Raw genomic sequence first — 21,213 nt, forward strand, 5'->3', positions numbered from 1 at the left:
TTCAGTTGTCGGGGCGGGTGCGGCGCGCGGGGGCGTCGGTGGTGAGCACCGTACGGAAGTTGCGCACCACGGGGCTGGTCTCACCGCGCCGCCACACGAGCTGGATGGGCAGCGCCTCGGGGGTGGGAGAGAGCGGACGGAACTCGACGCCGGGCTGGCGCAGCGCCGCCATGGTGCGCGGGACGACGGAGACGCCCACCTCGGCGGCGACCAGTCCGATGATGGTCTGCATGTGGTCCGCTTCCTGCGAGACCCGGACCTCGAAGCCGGCGGCCCGGGTCAGGCTGGTGATCCGGTCGTGCAGGGCCGGTCCCATGCGGCGGGGGAACATGATGAACGGCTCACCGGCGAGCTTGGCCGTGGGCAGGGGGGAGGTGGACGCCAGGGGGTGCCGGCGGGGCAGGGCCGCGACGAGGAGGTCGCGGTAGATCTCCTGGGTGGTCAGGCCCTCGGGGATCTCCTTCTCGTGCAGGGCGTGCAGGATGCCGACGTCGATGCGGCCGGCCAGCAGTTCGTCGACCTGCCGGGCGCTGGGCAGCTCCCGTACCTGGAGTTCGACGCCCGGGTAGACGCGCCGGAAGCGGCGCAGGACGCGGGGGATCAGCTCGGGCACCGCCGAGCCGACGAAGCCCAGGGACAGCTCGCCCACATCGCCCCGGCCGGTCTGCCGGGCGGTCAGTTGCGCCCGCTCGACGTGGTGCAGGGCGCGGCGGGCCTCCGCGACGAAGCTCTCGCCCGCCGCCGTGATGCTGACCTCACGGGTGGTCCGGTCGAACAGTGAGACACCTAACTCGTCCTCCAGCTTCCTGACCTGCTGGCTGAGAGTCGGCTGCTGGAGTCCCAGACGGCGGGCGGTGCGGCCGAAGTGAAGCTCCTCCGCCAGCACCACGATGTAGCGCATCTGTTCGAGATTCATGCTCTCATGCAATCACAGACGATGAATCCGATGAACAATCACTATAACGTCCGCATCCGCCAACGAGACTGCTGCGTATGCGACTTCGATCCTCCGCTTCCGCTCTGGCCACGACCGTCGCCGCACTCGGTCTCGCCCTGTCCACCGCCGCCCCGGCAGCCGCGCACCACGGCTGGGAGCACTACGACACGACCGCGGCCTACTACGTCTCCGGCACCGTGACGGGCGTGCGGTGGGGCAACCCGCACCCCGAGGTGACCTTGAGCGTCGAGGAGACGCAGGTGCCGGACGACTGGGCCGACCGGGAGATCCCCTCCGACCTGGAGGACATCGGCGGGCGGCAGGTCATGGAGGCGACCCGCTCGTACTCCGGGTCCAGCGACGAGCTGACCCTGTTCCTCGCCCCCATCGAGCGGCTCTCGGCCTGGGGCATGGAGGGCGAGGTGGAGGAGGGCGAGAAGCTGGAGGTCGTCGGGTACCTGGACCGGGAGCACGACGACGAGCTGCGCCCCGAGCTGATCGTCCTGGAGGACGGGCAGACGGTGCGCCAGCGGTCCGTGCCGCTGCCGGTGGCGCCCGAGGCGGCCGGGGACGGCGACCGGGCGGAGCCGGAGGGGTCCGCGACCGGTTCCGGCTCCGACCCGGGCTCCGGCACCGAGGCCGGCGGCGACGACGCGGCCCGCACCTCGGCCTCCGGGTCCGGATCGGGGGACGACTCCTCCGACACCACCGTCTGGCTGGTGACCGGCGGTGCCGTGCTGCTCCTGTTCGCCGGCGGCGGGTACTACGTGGTGCGTCGCGGCAACCGGGCCTGATCCGTGGACGACTTCTTCTCCTGGCTCGAACGGTCCGGCCTGGGCGAGGCCGTCCGCACCACGCCGATGGTGTACTCCTCGCTGGAGAGCGTGCACATCCTCGGTCTCGCGCTGCTGGTCGGGCCCGCCCTCGCCTTCGACCTGCGGCTGCTCGGCGTCGGCCGGCAGATGCTGCCCGTCACCGCGGCCGCCCGGCATCTGCTGCCGCTGTCCCGCTTCGGTTTCGCGCTCGCCGCCACGACCGGGGTGGTGATGTTCGTCGCCGGCGCCGTCGCCGTCGGCAACAGCGGCGCGGCGCCCTGGAAGCTCGGCCTGCTGATCGTGGCGGGCATCAACATCGCGGTCTTCCACCGGGGCGCCTACCGCGGTGTGCGGTCCTGGGACACCGACGTCCCGACGCCGGTGAGCGCGCGGGTCGCGGCCACCGTCTCGATCCTCGCGTGGTGCGGAGTGATCGCCGCCGGCCGCCTGCTCGCCTACACCTAGAAGTCCGCGACAGGTGAAGCCCTCCCCGCCCGGGGAGGGCTTCACCTGTGTGCGGGCCCGCGCACAGCGCACTCCTATCTCACCATCTGAGAATTACGAGTTCTCAATGACGGTATTGTTAATTCCGCTGGACACCTTCGGAGATTACACCGCCATGGCGAAATAAAAGCCCGCCATTAATGTCTCTTTACCTGTTGAAGTGTTGACTCCCCGCGGACTACCGTGACTGGCGAGTGGCCGGATGTACACGGAAACCGGAGGAGCTTTGTTAATCAACAGCCAGGACCGGCTCCAGGAGCTTCTCGAGGCTCGGGCTGACGCCACGAGACATCTCGACAGGGTACCTTCCGAAGCGTTCTACGAAGAAAGCCTGCGGCACGTCTGGGAGAGAGCCTCGGGTGTGCCCGCCTACGGCCCGCTCGGCCCCTTCTCCATGGCGGCCTTCCGCCGCCTGGAGGTGACGTCCAAGGACGAGCTGAAGAAGCGCCCGCTGGAGTTCTGCGCCGTCACCCCCGGCACCGCCGACAAGTACTACGAGACGACGGGCACCACCGGGCGCGCCACCCCCACCCCGCGCCTGGCGACGGACGTCATCCGCAACGCGGTCTCCGTCGCCGAGGCATGGCGCCCCCTGCTCTCCCCCGACGACCGGGTGCTCAGCCTGCTGCCCTCGGACGTCGTCCCGGTCGGCGACCTCATCGCGCAGGTCTGCGAATACCTCGGCCTGGTCCACACCCGGGCCTATCCCTTCGCCACCGGCATCTGCGACTGGGACCGGCTGACCGGCATCTGGCGGACCCTGCGCCCCACCACGCTGTTCGTCGCGCCGGGCGTCGCCCAGCAGTTGACCCGGCTGCTCAAGCGCCGGGGCGACCTCGACACGCTCGGCGGGAGCGTCGCCCGGATCATGCTCCTCGGCGAGGTCAACACCGAGCCCTTCCGGGTCCGGCTCGGCTCCTGGTGGGGCGCCGCCGTGTACGACGCCAGCTACGGCAGCACCGAGACCGGGACGCTCGCCACCTCCTGCCGCAGCGGCCGCCACCACCTGCTGCCGGCCGCCCACTGCTTCGAGCTGGCCACCGACGACGGTGTCGTCCCCCTGCGCGCCGGCGCCCGCGGCCGCCTGGTCGTCACCCCGCTCCACCTGCACGCCCGGCCCCTGCTGAGGCTGGACACCGGCGACGAGGTCACCGTCACCGAGGGCTGCGCCTGCGGCTCCCCCGCGCCGTCGCTCGTCGTGCACGGACGCAGCAGCGACGCGCTGGACCTCGGTGGCGCCAAGGTCACCGTCCGGGACCTGGAGGAGATCGTCTACGGGGTGACCGGCGCCACCGGCTACCTCATGGAAATCGACCCCGAAGGCACACCGCTGCGTCTGCTGCTGGAACGCGACAGCGATTCCGACCGGAATCGGGAACAGGAAATGGCGGAAGCCGTCCGGGCCGCCTCACAGGATTCTCTCCGGCTTTCCTGGAACACCGTCGCCTTCGTCAACACACTGCCCGCCACAACAAAGAGCGGCGGTTCACAGAAAAGCTGGAAACGCACCAACATCCGTGTCGTGGAAAAGGCTTCGTGATGGTCTCGGCAGACCTTTCCATCGATTCCTCGGCCACCGGCACGTCGAGCGGCCAGCCCGATCTGTGGTGCACGTACGCCGCCGTCCGCACCCTCGCCTGGCTCGGCCGGCCCGACGGGTTCGTGCACGCCGAGCGGACCGCGCGGTACCTCTCCTCCCGCCGCAACGGCGACGGCGGCTACGCCTGGAGCCGCGGCATGGCGTCCGACGCCTGGGCCACGTACTACTGCACCCAAGGACTGGCCGACCTGCGGCGCTTCGGTGTCGACGGGGCCGCGCCCAGCGGGGTCGAGCGGACCACGCGGTGGCTGCGCACCACCTGGTCGGGCGACGCCTTCGCCATGCTGCCCGGACAGGCCCCGGACGTCTGGGCCACCTTCTTCTCCACCCGCACGGCCGTGGAGACCTGCGCCGACGGTGACGCGATCGACGGCGAGCGGCTGCTGAAGTGGCTCTCGGGCCTGCAGACCGCCGACGGCGGCCTCGCCTGGAGCCCGGAGCACGCGGTACGCGGCGAGGCCGACGCCCGCGCCTGCTTCTACGGGGTGCTGGCCTGGCGCGCGCTCACCCGCACCGCCGGCCACCCGGCGCCCTGGGACACCGACCGGCTGGTGGGCTGGCTGCGCGCCCAGCAGACGCCGGGGGGCGGCTTCCGGTTCTCCCCCGACGCCGAGGTGCCCTGCATGTGGGCGACCTACCGGGCGACGGTCGCCCTGGACGCGCTCGGCACCGGCCCGGCCGACCCCGGGGCGTGCGTGGCCTGGATCGAGCGGATGCGCGGCGGCACCGGCGCGTTCGTCCGGTGGGAGGGCTATCCGGTCGAGGACGTGTGGGCGTCCTTCTGCGCCATCGGCTCACTGCGCGCGCTGCGCGCGCCGACCGGGGCGCACGCGGACCCGGTGGTGGCCAGGATGCGGCAACTGGCCTGCGCCGACGGCGGTTACACCTACCGCGAGCCGGCCCTCGCCGCCGACGCCCTGTCCACCTCGGCGACCCTGCTGTCCGACCTGGCGCGCGGCGCGGACCCGGCCGGCCCCGGCGTCGAGACCCGCCGCCGCTGGCTGCGCACCTGCCTGCTGCCCAACGAGGGCGGTGTGATGTACATGCCCGCCCGGGGCAGTGAGGTGCGCTGCACCCTCTGGGCGCTGGAGGCCGGCGCGCTGCACGGCGCCGAGCACCTGGCCGAGCGGATCGTCCCCTGGCTGCGGGGCCTGCAGAACCCCGACGGAGGCTTCGGGTACTGGGAGGGCCGCGGCTCCGACGTGGTCTCTACGGTGGCCGCGGCCGAGATCGGCCGGCTCCTCGGCGACCGCCACGGCAGCCCGCTGGAGCCCGCGGCACTCCTGCGGTTCCTGGAGTCCTGCCGGGCGCCCGGCGCGCGGTGGCGGGCCGGCAACGTCCCGGCCGGCGAGCCCGCCCTGCGCCCCACCCTCCAGGCACTGCGCGCCCGGCACCTGCTCGGCGACGCCGACCCGGTGGCGGTCGCGGCAGCCCTCGAACGCCACCGGGTGCCGGGCGGCGGCTACGCCAACACCGGCAACCGGGTCCCCGACCTGCTCAGTACGTACGAGGCGGTGCTCACCGCGAGCCGGCACGGCATCGGCGTCGACCGCGAGCACGTCCGCCGGTTCTGCGACCGGGTGACCCAGGAGGGCGGCACGGCCTGGACGCCCCTGGCCCCCGCCGACGGCCGCGACCTGCTCGCCGAGTGCGTCGGCGACCTGCTGCGGCGCCGGGTCGCCGACGACCACGCCGCGCTGCCCGCCCTGACCATCTCCTGAGGCCGGTGACCCCATGCCCACCATCACCATCACCTCGCCCGAACTGCCCGCGCCCGCCCGCCGCGCCGTCGCGGTCCGGCTCACCCGCTGGCTGACCGCCCGCGGTGTCGTGCCCTCGCACGTGGTGGTCCGGTTCGTCACCGAGCCGCCCGGCAGCCTCTACACCGGCGCCCTGCCGGTGGAGGCCCTGCCGTCCGCGGGCGGGGACGGGTCCCTGCACCACGCCGGTGTCGTCTGCCAGATCGGCGCGGACCGCGACGCCGCCTTCCGCGACGCGCTGGCCGCCGAGATCGGCGCCGCCCTGAAGGTCGGACCCGGTACCGCCTTCTTCCACCTCGACATGCAGCCCGCGGCCCGCGGCGACGTGTACGTGGCCGTCGACGGCGAGCTGTGCCGCGCCGACCGCCTGGGCGGCGCCCCCGAACCGATCAAGGAGCCCGCGGCATGAGCACTCCCCCCACGTCCCCCGTGATCCCGGACAACGCAGAGATCCTCAGCCGACTGCGGACCGCGCTGGCCGAGCCGCTCGGCGAGGCGGTGCGGGACGCCGACGCCGACGCCGACCTCGCCGAGGCGCTGGGCGAGCGCTACGACAGCCTCGCCGCCATGGAGTGCGTCACCACCGTGGAGACCCGGTTCGGCATCGAGGTCGACTTCGTCGCCGACGACGTACGCCACATCTTCGCCACGCTCTCCCGCATCACCGCGTTCGTGCGGGAGAAGCTGGAGGACCGCGCGGCCCTGGGAGCGCTTCCCGATGCCTGAGGCAGCCCCGACGGACCGCCCCCGGTCCGCGACCCGCACCGAGGTCGAGTTCGCCACCTCCGGTCACACCGGCGCCCCCGTGTCGTGGTGGCACAGCACGGACCAACTGACCTACGAGGCCGGCCTGGTGGCCGATCTGCTGGTCGGCGAGGTCGACCATGTGATCAACTTCGCGCCGACCCGGCATCTCTTCGGCAGCCTCTTCGGCGAGGTGCTGCCCCGGGCGCGCGGCATCGACGTGCACCAGGCGTGGCGGCACCCGGTGACCGACGTTCCGCCGCTGCGGCCGGGAGCGCGCACGCTCCTGGTGTGCCTGCCCTCGGCGTGGCCGCTGCTGCGCCGCCTGCTGCCCGCGCTCGGCGCGCTGCCCCGCGTGGTCGCCCTGCACAGCACGGCCGCCGTGCCCGAGGCGGCCAAGGACGTCGTACGCGCCCTGCACGGCACCGGGTTCACGGCCCAGACCCTGCTGGGGGCCACGGAGACCGGGGCCGTCGCGCACCGCCCCGTCGCACCGGCCGGCACGGACGACGGCCCCTGGCGGCTGCTGCCCGACGTCGCCCTGGTTCCGGAGCCGGGCACCCGGGCGGCGGCGGGCACGCCGCGGCTCCTGCACGTCATCAGCCCGCGCATCGGGCGGCGGCACGACATGTCCGAACCCCCCGTGTCCTGGCGGACCACGGACCTCGTCCGCCGCCGCGGCCCGCGCGAGTTCGACCACCTGGGCCGCGCGTCCCGGCTGGTGAAGGCCAACGGCGTGCGGGTCTGGCTGGACGAGGTGGAGGCCGCGCTGGCCGGTGCCCTTCCCGGCCTGGACGTGGCCTGTGTCCCGGTGGCCGACGGGGTGCGGGGCGAGCACTACGAGCTGTACTGCGCTCCCGGCGGGCCCGGCGCCCCGGCCGTCGAACCCCCGCTTGTCCGCCGGGCGCTGGCCCGGCTGCTGCCCGGCGTGCCCGGTCCGCGGGCCGTGCACCCGGTCGACCGTATCCCCCGCTCGGCGCTCGGCAAGGTACGCGTCCCCGAGCTGCGCCCCACCGCATTCGGCAGGACCGCCTAGGCACCACGGCGAGCACACCTTCCCCCCGTGGTCCCGTCGCCGCGACCACACCCGCCGGAGACCCAAGTTGAGGAGTCATGTCCCACACTCGTCTGCTCATCCAGTCGCGCGCTGCCCAGCAGCCCGACTGGACCCGCTGGAACGACCTGGACCGCGTTCTCGGCGAGCTGGCCGGGCGGCCCGCTCTCGTGAGCGAGGAGACGACCGCCGCGCTGCGCGAGGAACTCGCCTTCGTGGCGCGCGGCACGGCCTTCGTCATCCAGTCGGGAGACTGCGCCGAACTCTTCTCGGACAGCACGCCGGAGCGCGTCCGGGCCAAGGCGACGGCACTGCACGCCCTCGGTGACCTCTTCGAGTCGCTCACCAAGATCCCCGTGGTCCGGGTCGGCCGCCTCGCGGGCCAGTACGCCAAGCCCCGCTCCCAGCCCTGGGAGCCGCTGCCGGACGGCACCCGGGTCCCCGTCTACCGGGGCGACGCGGTCAACGGGGCCGAGGCGACCGCGTCGGCCCGGCAGCCGGACCCCCACCGGCTGCTGACCGCCTACGAACTGGCCCGGCAGGCCCTCGCCGAACTGCGGACCGCCCCGCCGGACTCCGGCAGCGTCACGGCCGTCCTCGCCCCCACGTACACCAGCCACGAGGCGCTGCTGCTGGAGTACGAGCACGCCCTGCTGCGCGACGACACCCGGGGCGGCCGGTACGCCTCCTCCGCGCCGTTCCTGTGGATCGGCGAGCGGACCCGGCAGCCGGACCACGCCCATGTCGACCTGGCCGCCACCGTGAGCAACCCGGTCGGCGTCAAGGTGGGGCCCGACGCGTCCCCGGCCGAGGTGACCGCCCTGCTGGACCGGCTCAACCCCGGCAACGAGCCGGGCCGGCTCACCCTGATCGTGCGGATGGGCGCCGAGCGGATCGGCACCGCCCTGCCCGCGCTGCTCGGCGGACTCGGCCCCCGGGCCGCCGAGGCGATCTGGATGACCGACCCCATGCACGGCAACACCAGGGTCACCGCGGCCGGCCAGAAGTCCCGGGTGCTCACCGAGATCCTCGCGGAGGTCGAGACGTTCTTCTCCGTGATGCGCGCGCACGGCCTGCACGCGGGCGGACTGCACCTGGAGTCGGCGCCGGACGACGTCACCGAATGCGTGGCGCGGGCCGCGGATCTCGCCGTCGGCACGCCGCTGCCCCGGTACGAGTCCGGGTGCGACCCCCGGCTCAACCCGGCCCAGGCCGAGGAAGTCGTCCGGCTCGCCGCGTCGCTGGCCGTGGGGGGTGCCGCGTGACCCGCCGGCCCCACGAGCGGCCGGCCGGGGCACCGGACCGGGGGCTGGGGCGCCGCCGTCTCCTCGGCGCCGGAATGGCGGTCGCCGCCGGTTCGGTGTCCCTCGCGCCACCCGCGGCGGCGGCCCCGCGAGGCGGCGGGAGCGGGCCCGCCCTGCCCGTGCCCCGGGTCACCGAGATCGCCCGCATGGGCCCGATCGGCTGCGAGGGCATCGTCTTCGACCACTCCGGCCGGCTGTTCATGTCGGACACCCTGGGCACCGAGATCCTCTCCATCCGCCCCGACGGATCGGCCGAGCCCTGGTCGCGGGGGCTGACCGGGGCCCCCAACGGGCACAAGGTGCTGCCGGACGGCACCCACCTGGTGGCCCAGATGGGCCCGCCCGCCGCCGTCCTGTGGCTCGACGCCGACGGCAACGTCCTGCGCACCCTCACCGAGGACGACCGGGGCCGCCCGCTGCGCGCCCCCAACGACGTCACGGTGGACCCGCGCACCGGCGCCTGTTACGTGTCCGACCCCGGCCGCTTCGCCACGGCGGAGCCCGGCCGCGTGTACCGCCTCGACCATCCCGGCGGTCGGTTGCGGACCGTGGTGGACGAGGGGGTCCTCCGGTTCCCCAACGGCCTCGCGCTCACCCCGGACCGGCGGTTCCTGATGGTCTCCGAGGGGGGCCGCAACCGGGTGATGCGGTTCCCCGTGCGCCGCGACGGCACTCTGGGCGAGCGGCGGTTCTTCGCCTCGCTGCCCTCCCAGCCCAACACCTGGACCGAGGGCGAGGCCCAGCCGGACGGCCTGGCCTTCGACGCGGACGGCCGGCTGTACGTCGCGCACTTCGGCACCGGTCTGATACGGGTGCACGACGCGCGGGGACGCGACCTCGGCTCGCTGGACTCCCGCTGCCCCTGCGTCACCAACCTCGTCTTCGGCGGCCCCGACCTGGACCAGCTTTACGTCACCGGACACCTGGGCACCTCGCTGAGCGACCCGGGTCCCGCCGTCGTCGTCCGCCTGACCCTGCCCGGCGTACGCGGGCTGTCGCTGCTGGGCCCGGACGGCACGGGACCGGCGACGTGACCGTGGTGAAGATCGACGGCAGGTCGCTCACCCTCGACGACATCCACGCGGTGGCCCGGGACACGGGCGGCGCCCAGGTCGAGTGCACGGCCGAGGCGACGGCGGCGATGAACGCCTCCCGCGAGCTGAAGCTCCGGCTCATCGCCGCCGGCGACCCGGTCTACGGCGTCACCACCGGCTTCGGGGACAGCGCCCACCGGCAGATCTCCGCGGACAAGGCCGCCGCCCTGCAACGGAACATGATCCTGTACCACCTCAACGGGACGGGCCCGCCCGCCCCCGACGAGGTGGTGCGGGCCACCCTCCTGATCCGGGCCAACTGCCTGGCCCGAGGGCACTCCGGGGTACGGCCCCGGATCGCGGGGGGACTGCTGGAGCTGCTGCGGCACGACGTCCTGCCCGTCGTCCCGGAACGCGGCTCGGTGGGCGCCAGCGGGGACCTGGTCCCGCTCTGCTACGTCGCCGCGGCGCTCATCGGCGAGGGAGAGGTCCGCCACCGGGGAGTGGTGCGCCCCACCGGTGACGTCTTCCGCGGCCTGGGCCTGACGGCCGTCGACCTGGAGGCCAAGGACGGCCTGGCGCTCATCAACGGCACCTCCTTCAGCGCCGCCTACGCCGTCCTCGCGGCGCGCGACGCCCGCCGGCTCGCCGCGCTGGCCGACATCTGCACCGCCCTGGCCTCGGAGGCCCTGCTGGGCAACCGGGGGCACTACGCGGCGTTCCTCCACGACCAGCGGCCGCACCCGGGCCAGCGGACCAGCGCCCGCCGCGTGGACGCCCTGCTGGAGGGGTCGGAACTGTCCCGGCCGCACCGCCAGATCGTCGACGCGGCGGGCTCCTTGGGCGGCCGGGGGTACGCGGTGCTGCGCCGCAGCATCCAGGACCGGTACTCCCTGCGCTGCGCGCCGCACGTCGTCGGGGTGCTGCGGGACACCCTGGACTGGGTCGAGGACTGGCTGGTGACGGAGGTCAACGCCTCGACGGACAACCCCCTGTTCGACGCGGCGGGCGCGACGGTGCACAGCGGCGGCAACTTCTACGCCGGCCACGTGGCACAGGGCATGGACGCGCTGAAGACCGCCGTGTCCAACGTCGCCGACCTGCTGGACCGGCAACTGGCGCTGCTGGTCGACGAGAAGTTCAACAACGGGCTGACCCCGAACCTGATCCCCCGGTTCGACGAGGACGCGTGGGAGGCGGGCCTGCACCACGGCTTCAAGGGCATGCAGATCGCCGCGTCGGCCCTCACCGCCGAGGCGCTGAGCGGGAGTTCACCGGCGAGCGTCCACTCCCGGTCCACCGAGGCGCACAACCAGGACAAGGTCAGCCTGGCGCCCGTCGCCGCCCGTCAGGCCCGCTCGGTGGTGGAGCTGGCCGAGGAGGTCGCGGCGATCCACCTGCTGGCCGCCTGCCAGGCACTGGACCTGCGCGGGCCGCGAGGGGCGGCGCCGCGCACCCGCGCCGTGCACCGGGCGGTCCGCGCGGTGGTGCCGTTCACGGACCGCGACCGGCGCCTGGACGGCGCGATCGGGAGGGTGCTCGGCCTCATCAGGTCCGGCGCCGTCACCCGCGCGGCGGGCCTGCCCGCCGACACCGACCGACGAGAGGACTGCGGCCGTGGCCGCGGAAAGGGGATGCCATGCCAAGACTGATCGTCGTCACGGGCGCGGGCTCGGGGATCGGCAGGGCGACCGCGAGGCGTTTCGCCGAGCACGGCGACACCGTGCTGCTGGTCGGCCGCCGGCCCGAGAAGCTGCGGGCCACGGCCGGGGAACTGCGGGCCGCGCCGGCCGGTCCCGAGGTGCGCTGCGTCGAGGCGGACCTGTCCGACGAGGCCGGTCCGCTGCGCCTGCGGGAGCGGGCCGAGGCGCTCGGCCGGCCCGTGGACGCGGTCCTGTGCTGCGCGGGGTCGGCGGCCCCGGCGGCCGGTGAGGGCGGGCTGAAGACCGTCGCCGCCGAGTGGCAGGACACGTACGCCGGCAATGTGCTGACCGCGGTCCTCACCGTGGAGGCCCTGGCGCCGCTGCTGGCCGACGGGGCGAGCGTCGTGCTGTTCAGCTCGATCGCCGCCTACCGAGGCTCGGCGGGCACCGGCGCCTACGGGGCCGCGAAGGCCGCCCTGCACGCGTACACCCATCACCTGGCCGCCCGGCTCGGGCCGCGCGGTGTCCGGGTGAACGCCATCGCGCCCGGCTATGTGGCGGACACCGAGTTCTTCGGCGACCGGATGACGGCGGCCCGCGAGGCGCTGCTGGTCCGGCAGACGGCGCTGGGGCGGGCCGGTACCCCCGACGACGTGGCCGGGCTCGCCCACTTCCTCTGCGCGCCGGAAGGCGCCTACATCACCTCGCAGATCCTCCAGGTCAACGGCGGTTCGCAGCACGGTGTCTGACGACACTCCCCCGATGATCCGGCACGGCATGACGGACAGGAGCGCCATTCATGGACACGGCAGGGCCCCGGCCCGTGCCCGGCACGGAACTCGTCGCCCGCATCCCCGGCTCCAAGAGCCTGACCAACCGGGCGCTGCTGCTGGCCGCCGCCGCGCCCGGCACCAGCAGGCTGCGGTCCCCGCTGGCGAGCGACGACACGCTGGCCTTCCGTACCGCCCTGACGGAGCTGGGCGCGCGGGTGGCCGCCGACGACGCGGACGACTGCTGGGAGGTGACCGGGACGGGCCGCGGCCCGGTCGGGTCGGCGCGGGTGTGGTGCGCGGACGCCGGGACCGCCGCCCGGTTCCTGCCGCCGTTCGCGGCGACGGGCCGGGGGACGTTCGTCTTCGACGGGTCGGAGCAACTGCGGGCCCGCCCCCAGGCCCCGCTGGCCGGCGCGCTGACCCGCCTCGGCGCCCGGGTGCGGACCCACGAAGGGGGACGCCTGCCGCTGCGCCTGGAGGCGGCGGGACTGGACGGCGGCCCCCTCACCGTGGACGCGTCGATGAGCAGCCAGTACGTCTCCGGACTGCTGATGGCGGCCCCGCTGACCCGGCGCGGCCTGACGCTCGACGTCCGTTCGCCGGTGAGCCGCCCCTACCTGGACATGACGCTGACCCTGATGCGGCACTTCGGCGCCCGCTGCGAGACGGACGAGGCCACCGGCACCGTACGGGTGCTGCCGGGCGGCTACCGGGCGGCCGACGTGACCGTCGAACCGGACGCGTCCACGGCCTCGTACGTCTTCGCCGCCGCAGCGGTCACCGGGCGGACGGTGACCGTGCCGGGGCTCGGGGCGGGCAGTGCGCAGGGCGACCTCGGTTTCGTCCGCGTCCTGGAGCGCTGCGGGGCCCGGGTGACGGTCGGCGCCAAGGCCACCACCGTGACCGGGTCCGGTGCGCTGCGCGGCGGCTTCGACGTGGACATGGGGGACGTCTCCGACACCTTCATGACCCTCGCCGCGATCGTCCCGCTCGCCGACGCCCCGGTGACCGTGCACGGCATCGGGCACGCCCGGCTGAAGGAGTCGGACCGCGTCGCGGCGGTCGCGGCGAACCTGCGGGCCTGCGGCATCCGGGTGCAGGAGGGCGGCGACCGGCTCACCGTGCATCCCGGCACACCGGTCCCGGCCCGGATCGCCTGCCGGCGGGACCACCGGATCGCGATGTCCTTCTCGGTGCTGGCGCTCGGCTCCGGTGTCCCGCTGGAACTGGACGATCCCGGGTGCGTGAGCAAGACCTTCCCCGGGTTCCACGCCGAACTGCACCGGCTGTTCCCGGACCACCCGGTGCCGGCGGGGCGGTGAGCGGGCGTCGGCGGGGCCGGTGAGGTGGCCGGTTCGCGGAGCGTCGGGGCGTCGGCGTCTTCCCCCGTGCCCCGGCGAACGGGGAAGCTGAACCCCGTCAGGCCCCCGCGCTCGACCCGGACACGTCCCGTGACCGCTGAAGGAGTTCCCGTGCCCGAGCAGCAGCCGATCCTCGTCCTCGACCCCGCCGGCTCCGACCACCATGCCGAACACCAGGCACTGCGCGCCCGCGGGCCGGCCACCCGGGTGGACCTCCTCGGGGTCACCGCCTGGTCCGTGTCCGACCCCCGGCTGCTCAAACAGCTCCTGACCAGTCCGCGGGTGTCCAAGGACGCGCGGGCCCACTGGCCCGACTTCGCCGCCACCGTCTCCACCTGGCCGCTGGCCCTGTGGATCGCGGTGGACAGCATGTTCACCGCGTACGGCGACGACCACCGCAGGCTGCGCAGGATGGTCGCGCCGGCCTTCGGCTCCCGCCGCGTCGGCGCCATGGCACCGGTGGTGGAGGCCATGGTCACCGAGCTGCTGGACGGGCTCGCCGCCCGGCCGTCCGGGGAGGCGGTCGACCTGCGCGAACACCTCGCCTATCCGCTGCCCATCGCGGTGATCGGCCGGCTCATGGGCGTGCCCGAGAGCCGCCGCGAGGGCTTCCGGGCCATCGTCGACCGGGTCTTCTCCACCACCCTCACCGCCGAGGAGAGCGCGGCGAACACCGCCGCCCTGTACGAGGCCCTGGACCATCTGATCGCGGCCAGACGCGCTGATCCCGGCGAGGACATGACGTCCCTGCTGATCGCCGCCCGCGACGACGAGGGCGACGGCGGCGGCTTCACGGACGGCGAACTGCGCGACACCCTGCTGCTGATGATCAGCGCCGGTTACGAGACCACCGTCAACGTCATCGACCAGGCGGTCACCGCCCTGCTGACCGACCCCGAGCAGCTCGGCCACCTGCGCGCGGGCCGCGCGGGCTGGGGCGACGTCGTCGAGGAGACCCTGCGGCACGAACCGTCGGTGAAGCACCTGCCGCTGCGCTACGCACTGGCGGACATCCCGCTGCCCGACGGGCGGACGATCGCCAAGGGCGAGGCGATCCTCGCGTCCTACGCCGCCGCCAACCGGCACCCCGACTGGCACGGTGAGAGCGCCGACCGCTTCGACCTCACCCGCGTCTCCAAGGAGCACCTCGCCTTCGGCCACGGGGTGCACTTCTGCCTCGGTGCCCCGCTGGCCCGGCTGGAGGTCGCCACCGCCCTGCGCATGCTGTTCGAGCGCTTCCCCGCCATCCGGCTCGCCGTGCCGGCCGAGGAGTTGCGGCCCCTGCCCACACTGATCAGCAACGGTCATGTGTCGCTGCCGGTCCATCTGGGACCGGAGGCCCGCTGACCCCTCCCGCCGCCGTCAGGGCGTCAGCAGCACCAGCTTGCCCCGCACATGGCCCTCCTCGCTGAGTGCCTGCGCCTTCGCGGCCTCCGCGAGCGGGTACGTCGTCACCGGCATGCGCAGGCGTCCCTGCGCGGCGAGGCGGGCGTGCCGGGCCAGGTGGGCGCGCGCCCGGTCCGACGGGGTGCCGCCGGCCGACATCCGCACCCCGTGGCGGCGGGGCGCGTCCGGGTCGGCGATGGTGATCACGCGGTCCGGCGTACCGCCGCGCAGGGCGATGGACTCCGGCAGCCCGCCGCGTCCCGCCGCGTCGAACACCGCGTCGATGCCCTGGGGCGCCGCCTCGCGTACCCGTTCGACCAGTCCGTCCCCGTAGGCGACCGGGACCGCGCCGAGGGAGCGCAGGTAGTCGTGGTTGGCCGGGGAGGCGGTGCCCACGACGGTGGCGCCGAGGGCCACGGCCAACTGCACCGCCGCGGAGCCGACCGCCCCGGCGGCCCCGTGCAGCAGCAGCGTCTCCCCCGCGCGCAGGCCCAGTTGGGCGAGGACCCTCTCGGACGTTCCCCCGGCGACGGGCAGCGCGGCCGCCTGCGCCCAGCCCAGTTCCGCGGGCTTGGCGGCGTAGTCGCGGGCGATGGCGTACTGCGCGTAGGCGCCGGTCCGGGTCCAGCCGAACACCTCGTCGCCGGGCCGGACACCGGTGACGCCCTCCCCCACCTGGTCGACGACGCCCGCGAACTCGTTGCCCGGCGTGGCCGGCAGGACGGTCGGGAACCGTTCCCGCATCGAGCCGCTGCGGATTCTCCAGTCGATCGGGTTGACCGCGGCGGCGGCGATCCGCACCCGGACCTCCCCGGCCCCGGCGCGCGGCTGCGCGACCTCACCGAGTCCGAGGACCTCCGGGCCGCCGAACCGCTCGTAGACGATCGCCAGCATGGACATGATCGTGCTCCCTGCTCCCCGCGCGTTCTCCGCGCGTTCTTGGTGCGTGCTCCGTGCCCCGAGCCCGGCGGGTGCCGGCGGGGGCCGGAGTCCAGGGTCGGTCCGCGGCCGGGCCGGGCGGCCCGTCCGTTCGGCCGGTTCCGCCCGGCCGAACGGCGGGGCGGGACCGGCCGAACGGCGGGGCGGGCCCCTACCCGTCCGCCGTAGGCTCGGGGCATGGCCGTCGCAGACCGCTCCCCCGCCTCGCCCCTCGTCGGTGCGGTTCCCGCGCTGCTGCTCGTGAGCGAGGTGCTGCGGGCCCCGCTGGGCGGCATCCTGAGCCGGCTCTCCGCCGTCCTGGACGCCGTCGTACCGCATCCGGCCGTGGCCGAGCTGGCCACCAACTGCGCGTTCTCGCCGTTCCGGACGGCCGGCCGGGAGGACCTGGCCGCGCGGATCACCAGCGCCGAGCTGGCTCCGCTGTTCGCCTCCGTCCCCGCCGGCCGGCCCTGGCAGGGCACGGCCGCCGTCGGCGGCGCAGGGCGTCCGGTGCTGGCGGTGATGAGCGACGTGACCCCGCGCAAGGCGCTCCTGGTGCTGGTACGGGACGACGCGGCCCCGCTGCCCGAGGAGGCGGCCGGGACCGTACAGGCGCTGTGGGACCTGGTGACCGCGCACCGGGAGCGGCTCTCCGCCGAGGCCACGCCGGGTCCGCTGGCCCGGTCGCGGGCCATGGCGGGCGAGCGGGCCCGGGTGATCGCCGAGTTGGGCGACGCCCACACCGCCGCGCTGACGGGGCTGCTGTCGGTGCTGCGGGCCCGGGACCTGGACGACGCGGCGGCCCGCGGCCGGGCGATCGACCTCGCGGTGACGGCCCTGGCCGAGCAGCGTGCGGCGGCGGCCCGGGACAGCGCGGCGGCGGAGGAACCGGCCGGGGAGGCGTTCGAGCGGCTCGCCGCCACCTTGCGGCCGCTCCTCGGGCACGGTCCGGTACGCCTGGAACTGGCGCCGCCGGAGCCGGCCCGGCGCGAGCGGGCGCTGGCCGCCGGGGTGGCGCACGCCGCGCGTGCCGTGGTCCGCGCCACCGTCCTCGCGGTCCTGGAGCAGGACCCGGTCCACCGGGTGCACGTGAGCTGGCAGGTGAGCGCCGCCGAGCTGCGGGCGAGGGTGCGCGACGACGGCCCCGGCGACCTGACGGCCGCCGCCCTGGCGGCCCGCCGGGTCGGGGAGCGCCTCGACGTGCTGGGCGGCCGCCTCGACGTCGACGCGGTCCCGGGCTGGGGGACGACCGTCACCGCGTCGATCCCGCTGGCGCCGCCGCGGGTCGCGCGGCCGGACCCGCTGGGCCCGCTGGGCGAGCGGGAGGTGGAGGTGCTGGCGCATCTGGCGCGCGGCCACCGCAACCGCACCATCGCGCGGGAGCTGCACATCAGCGAGTCGACGGTGAAGTTCCACGTGGCCAACATCCTGGCCAAGCTCGGCGTGGCGACCCGGGGCGAGGCGGCGGCCCGCTTCCACGCGGCGGCCTGAGCCCTCCGGGGCCTGTCGTTCGGATCGGGCCGCAGGGAATCTGCCGCGCCTCGTCATGCCGGCGAGCGGGACCTGGTGCGTGCCAGGCCCCGCGTCTGCGGGCTGATCCACACGACAGGCTAGGACCGGGTGGCGGTACGGGGGCGCAGGACGTCGGTCATGGACCGCTCGCGCCAGCGCTTCAGCAGGGCGTGGAAGGCGGGGGCGCCGTGCGGGTAGGAGATCGGGGCGTCGGGCCGGCCGCGGCCCTCGGCGTTGTAGTAGCCGGGGGTGCATTCGGCGTGGAACCAGGCGTGTTCGGGGGCGTCCCGCGCCAGGACGGCGATCCAGGCGTCCTCGGCCTCGGTGGACGGCTCGATCAGGGCGCCCTGGGCCTCGGCGGCCGCGACGAGGGCGGCGGCGTGCACGGCGTGCTCGTCCAGCACGTGGGTGTAGTTGACGCTGGCGGCGCTCTGCGTGCCGCCCATCTGGAGGAGGTTGGGGAAGCCGTTGCTGGTGAAGCCGTGCAGGGTGCGGGGGCCCCGTTCGCGCCAGGCGTCCTGGAGGAGGACCCCGCCCCGGCCGCGCACGGGGAGCCTGCCGGAGTGGACGCCGGAGACGCCGACGGAGAAGCCGGTGGCGAAGATCAGGCAGTCGAGGGCGTACTCGGTGCCGCCGACCACGACACCGCGTTCGGTCATCCGCTCGATGCCGTGCGTGTCGGCGGTGTCGACCAGGGTGACGTTGTCCCGGTTGAACGCCTGGAGGTACTGGTCGGAGAAGGTCGGGCGCTTGCACGCGTACCGGTACCAGGGCTTGAGCCTCTCGGCGGTCTCCGGGTCGGTGACGATCCGTTCGACGCGGGCGCGGATCTCGTTCATCTTGGCGGCGTCGGCCGCCTCGTAGGCCGCCTCGAAGGCCGCGCGGTCGCCCCGGCGGCGAAAGCTCGGCAGGAGTTTCTCCAGCAGGACGGCCGAGCGGGTCCACTGGTCGTCGACGAGGTCCTGTGCGACGGGTTCGCCGGAGGTGAGGCGCAGGAAGTTGTCCCGGCGTCCGCTCGCCCAGCCGGGCCGGTCGGCGCCGACGTCCCGGGCGGTGGTGCGGCGGTTGGCGCGCACGTCGACGCTGGAGGGCGTGCGCTGGAAGACGTAGAGGTGCCCGGCGTCCTCGGCCAGCTTCGGGACGACCTGGACGCCGGTGGCGCCGGTGCCGACCACGCCCACCCGCTTGTCCGCGAGGCCGGTCAGCCCGCCGTCCGGGGTACCGCCGGTGTAGCCGTAGTCCCAGCGTGAGGTGTGGAAGGTGTGGCCGCGGAACGTCTCGATGCCGGGGATGCCGGGCAGTTTCAGCTCGGACAGGGTGCCGGTGGCCGTGATGACGTACGTGGCCCGGAACCGGTCCCCCCGGTCGGTGCCGACGATCCACGCCTCGGCGGTCTCGTCCCAGGTCAGCGCGGTGACCGAGGTGGAGAACAGGGCGTCGGCGTAGAGGTCGGACTTCTCGGCGATGCGCACCGCGTGCCGGCGGATCTCCTCCCCGGGCGCGTACTTCCACTCCGGTACGTAGCCGGTCTCGTCGAGCATCGGCAGATACACGTGGGACTCGACGTCGCAGTGGATGCCGGGGTACCGGTTCCAGTACCAGGTGCCGCCGAAGTCGCCGCCCCGCTCCACGATCCGGACCCGTCCGATGCCCTGCCGGCGCAACCGCGCCCCCGCGAGGACGCCGCCGAAGCCGCCGCCGACGACCGCGACGTCCACCCGGTCCCGCACCGGCTCCCGCCCGGCCGTCTCCCGCGCGTACGGGTCGGCCGCGTAGTAGCCGAATTCGGCGTCGGCGCCCAGGTACTGGCGGACGCCGTCGGGGCGCACGCGCCGCTCCCGTTCGGCGCGGTAGCGCTCCCTGAGCCGGGCCAGTTCCTCGGGGGTGACCGTCCGCGAAGGTGCCATGTGGGGGGACCTCGTTCCTTCCGGTTCGCTGCCAGAAGGCCACCTCGTCCGTGAACTGTGCGGAACACCACGGGACTTGAGCAGCCGTGCACTACCGTAACAAGCACCGGACAGCGTTGTCCGGTTGGGGTGCGGATTGCTTCCGCATACTTTCGGACACAGGAAGAGTGATGCGCATGCGACGACTTTCGACCCGGCCGCTCGCCGGGCTCGCCGCCCTCGGTGTGCTGGTCCTCACCGGATGCGGTGCGCAGCGGGCCGGGGCCCCGGCGGCCCCGGGCGCCACCGGAGCGGACCGGACCATCCGCGCGCAGCAGGTCATGCGGCTGACGTCCGTCCACGAACAGACCGGGATGACGCTGCTGGAGGGGCCGGTGTTCGACGCGGACGGCAGCCTGCTCGTCGTCGACGTCACCGCGCCCGCGGGCGCGCCGAAGGTGCTGCGCGTCGATGTCCGGAAGAAGACCTCTCGCCCGGTCCACACCGACGGGCGGGGCGCGTACACCTCGGCGCAGTTCAGCCCGTACGACGGACGGATCTACCTGACCGACTTCGCCCACGGCGAGATCGTGAGCCTGGCCCCGGACGGCGGCGATCCGCGGACCTTCTTCTCCGGGGAGGTCGACGGCGCGCCGATGAACCCGGACGACCTCGCCTTCGACCGGGACGGGAACCTCTACGTCAGTGACTCGCGCGGGCTGTCCGAGGGCGAGCCGACGGGCCGCGTGGTGCGCATCGGCCGCGACGGCGAGGACGCCACCGTGCTGGCGGACGGGCTGGCGGCGCCGAACGGCATCTCCTTCGACGCGCGGTACCGGGGGCTGTGGTTCAGCGAGTTGACGCGCAACCGCATCTCCTACCTCCGGCTGGACGGCGAGGGCCGCGTGTCCTCGCGGCACACCGCCATCCGGGTCGACGGCGGGATAGCGCAGACCGACTCGATCGCGGTGGACGCGGACGGCAACCTGTACCAGGGGCTGCACGGGCGGCCCGCGATGGCCGTGTTCAGCCGGAACGGCGAGCGGCTGGCCACCGTCGAGGTGCCGGGCCGCGCCGCCGACGGACTGGAGTCGGCGACCAATGTGGCGATCACGCCCGGCGGGACAGCGGCCTACCTGACGGTCAGCGGGCCCGCCGGCGGCTATCTCTACCGCTTCGACGCGCTGGCGGAGGGCATCCGTCAGTCCAACGGCGGCTGATCCACCGGCGGGCGGCCGGGCCGCACCGGGCCCACCTCGACGCCGAGCAGCCGCCAGGCCGCCCGCGCCCGGCGCTCCCGCTCCTCGCGGGTGGGGCCGGTGACGGCACCGGAGACCATGCCGACGGCGATCATCAGGTCCTCGGGCTCCCCGGCGAGCGGGTGGCCGTCGGGCAGGTGCCCGCGCAGGGCGCGTTCCACCCGCCGGGACAGGGCCACGGCGTAGGCGGGGGCGCCCTCGCGCCGGGCCGCCCCGTCGGCGAGCAGGACACTGACGAACGCGGCCGACTCCGTCTGGTGCCAGGTCAGTACGCCGAGCACCCCGGCGAGGTCGGCGCCGTCCGATGCCGCCGCCTGCTCGATCCGCCGGACGTTCTCCTCCAGGACGGCCAGCGCCACGGCGGACCGGTCGGGGAAGTGCCGGTACAGCACGCCCTGGCCGACGCCGGCCCGGCGGGCGATCGCGGACAGCGGCGCGTCCAGCCCGTGTTCCGCGTAGATCTCCCGGGCGGCGGCGATCAGCGCGGCCCGGTTGCGGGCGGCGGCCCGGGGACCGCCGCTGGCGGGCCGCCGCTCCTCGGACAGGGGGTGCTGCGTCATCCCGGGAGGATATCCGGCCGCGTCCCCACCGGCCGCGGGCGAGTGGTCCGCGGCCGGCCCGGCGGGCGGTCGGGCCGCCGGGGCCATGTCCCCGTTCGCGCGGGTTGCTCGACTCCCCGGCGAGCGGGGGCGGACAGGGCGGCCGGCGGGGCGGGTCAGGTGC

At 74.6% G+C, this 21,213-nt stretch carries 19 protein-coding genes; 15 read left to right on the forward strand and 4 right to left on the reverse strand.

The window, feature by feature from the left end; all coding sequences use genetic code 11:
• Position 1 precedes the first annotated feature (1 nt).
• Complete coding sequence (locus ACFY32_RS30210) at positions 2-916, reverse strand: LysR family transcriptional regulator (RefSeq protein ID WP_359201139.1); 915 nt, start codon at positions 914-916, stop codon at positions 2-4.
• Between the two features lie 77 nt (positions 917-993).
• On the opposite strand from ACFY32_RS30210, the gene ACFY32_RS30215 reads away from it, so the two are divergent.
• The 13 genes from ACFY32_RS30215 (at position 994) to ACFY32_RS30275 (ending at position 14,876) form a co-directional block, all read left to right on the forward strand.
• Entirely contained in the window at positions 994-1,731 is a 738-nt protein-coding gene (locus ACFY32_RS30215; protein WP_390675955.1) for a DUF6152 family protein, read from the forward strand.
• Positions 1,732-1,734: 3 nt separating this feature from the next.
• Complete coding sequence (locus tag ACFY32_RS30220; RefSeq protein ID WP_359201143.1) at positions 1,735-2,217, forward strand: DUF6644 family protein; 483 nt, start codon at positions 1,735-1,737, stop codon at positions 2,215-2,217.
• A 400-nt stretch (positions 2,218-2,617) separates the two neighbouring features.
• The gene (locus ACFY32_RS30225; protein ID WP_359201145.1) at positions 2,618-3,796 is read left to right on the forward strand and encodes a phenylacetate--CoA ligase family protein; all 1,179 of its coding nucleotides are present in this window, start codon (positions 2,618-2,620) and stop codon (positions 3,794-3,796) included.
• On the forward strand, positions 3,796-5,577 hold the full coding sequence (locus ACFY32_RS30230; protein ID WP_390675956.1) for a prenyltransferase/squalene oxidase repeat-containing protein: 1,782 nt from the start codon (positions 3,796-3,798) through the stop codon (positions 5,575-5,577). The genes ACFY32_RS30225 and ACFY32_RS30230 overlap by 1 nt, the downstream gene beginning before the upstream one ends.
• A gap of 13 nt (positions 5,578-5,590) precedes the next feature.
• Positions 5,591-6,025 (forward strand): hypothetical protein, encoded by a 435-nt coding sequence (locus ACFY32_RS30235; protein ID WP_390675957.1) that lies wholly within the window; start codon positions 5,591-5,593, stop codon positions 6,023-6,025.
• Positions 6,022-6,342 (forward strand): phosphopantetheine-binding protein, encoded by a 321-nt coding sequence (locus ACFY32_RS30240; RefSeq protein ID WP_359201151.1) that lies wholly within the window; start codon positions 6,022-6,024, stop codon positions 6,340-6,342. The genes ACFY32_RS30235 and ACFY32_RS30240 overlap by 4 nt, the downstream gene beginning before the upstream one ends.
• Positions 6,335-7,396 (forward strand): acyl-CoA synthetase, encoded by a 1,062-nt coding sequence (locus tag ACFY32_RS30245; RefSeq protein WP_390675958.1) that lies wholly within the window; start codon positions 6,335-6,337, stop codon positions 7,394-7,396. Before ACFY32_RS30240 ends, ACFY32_RS30245 begins: the two co-directional genes overlap by 8 nt.
• Positions 7,397-7,473: 77 nt before the next feature.
• Complete coding sequence (locus tag ACFY32_RS30250) at positions 7,474-8,679, forward strand: 3-deoxy-7-phosphoheptulonate synthase (protein WP_390675959.1); 1,206 nt, start codon at positions 7,474-7,476, stop codon at positions 8,677-8,679.
• On the forward strand, positions 8,676-9,752 hold the full coding sequence (locus ACFY32_RS30255; protein ID WP_390675960.1) for an SMP-30/gluconolactonase/LRE family protein: 1,077 nt from the start codon (positions 8,676-8,678) through the stop codon (positions 9,750-9,752). The genes ACFY32_RS30250 and ACFY32_RS30255 overlap by 4 nt, the downstream gene beginning before the upstream one ends.
• A complete protein-coding gene (locus tag ACFY32_RS30260; protein ID WP_390675961.1) occupies positions 9,749-11,404 on the forward strand; it encodes an aromatic amino acid lyase in 1,656 nt (551 codons plus the stop codon). Before ACFY32_RS30255 ends, ACFY32_RS30260 begins: the two co-directional genes overlap by 4 nt.
• The gene (locus ACFY32_RS30265) at positions 11,392-12,144 is read left to right on the forward strand and encodes an SDR family oxidoreductase (protein WP_359201161.1); all 753 of its coding nucleotides are present in this window, start codon (positions 11,392-11,394) and stop codon (positions 12,142-12,144) included. Before ACFY32_RS30260 ends, ACFY32_RS30265 begins: the two co-directional genes overlap by 13 nt.
• A 50-nt stretch (positions 12,145-12,194) precedes the next feature.
• Entirely contained in the window at positions 12,195-13,490 is a 1,296-nt protein-coding gene (gene aroA, locus ACFY32_RS30270) for a 3-phosphoshikimate 1-carboxyvinyltransferase (protein ID WP_359201163.1), read from the forward strand.
• A 150-nt stretch (positions 13,491-13,640) separates the two neighbouring features.
• Positions 13,641-14,876, forward strand: a complete 1,236-nt coding sequence (locus tag ACFY32_RS30275; RefSeq protein ID WP_390675962.1) for a cytochrome P450 — start codon at positions 13,641-13,643, stop codon at positions 14,874-14,876.
• A 15-nt stretch (positions 14,877-14,891) separates the two neighbouring features.
• Here the strand turns inward: ACFY32_RS30275 and ACFY32_RS30280 are convergent, their stop codons facing one another.
• Positions 14,892-15,809, reverse strand: coding sequence for an NADP-dependent oxidoreductase (locus ACFY32_RS30280; protein WP_359201256.1), 918 nt, complete (start codon positions 15,807-15,809; stop codon positions 14,892-14,894).
• A 222-nt stretch (positions 15,810-16,031) separates the two neighbouring features.
• On the opposite strand from ACFY32_RS30280, the gene ACFY32_RS30285 reads away from it, so the two are divergent.
• Entirely contained in the window at positions 16,032-17,324 is a 1,293-nt protein-coding gene (locus tag ACFY32_RS30285) for a LuxR C-terminal-related transcriptional regulator (protein ID WP_390675963.1), read from the forward strand.
• 119 nt (positions 17,325-17,443) lie between these two features.
• On the opposite strand, the gene ACFY32_RS30290 is transcribed toward ACFY32_RS30285, so the two are convergent.
• Positions 17,444-19,252 carry an NAD(P)/FAD-dependent oxidoreductase gene (locus tag ACFY32_RS30290; protein ID WP_359201169.1) on the reverse strand — a complete coding sequence of 603 codons (1,809 nt, stop codon included), beginning with the start codon at positions 19,250-19,252 and terminating at the stop codon, positions 17,444-17,446.
• A 176-nt stretch (positions 19,253-19,428) separates the two neighbouring features.
• Here ACFY32_RS30290 and ACFY32_RS30295 point away from each other — a divergent pair, with 176 nt between their 5' ends.
• Complete coding sequence (locus ACFY32_RS30295) at positions 19,429-20,451, forward strand: SMP-30/gluconolactonase/LRE family protein (protein ID WP_359201171.1); 1,023 nt, start codon at positions 19,429-19,431, stop codon at positions 20,449-20,451.
• Here the strand turns inward: ACFY32_RS30295 and ACFY32_RS30300 are convergent.
• Positions 20,433-21,050 (reverse strand): helix-turn-helix domain-containing protein, encoded by a 618-nt coding sequence (locus tag ACFY32_RS30300; RefSeq protein WP_359201173.1) that lies wholly within the window; start codon positions 21,048-21,050, stop codon positions 20,433-20,435. The two genes, ACFY32_RS30295 and ACFY32_RS30300, sit on opposite strands and share 19 nt — an antisense overlap.
• Positions 21,051-21,213: the final 163 nt, after the last annotated feature.

Source organism: Streptomyces sp. NPDC000134, assembly GCF_042899225.1.
GTDB lineage: Bacteria > Actinomycetota > Actinomycetes > Streptomycetales > Streptomycetaceae > Streptomyces.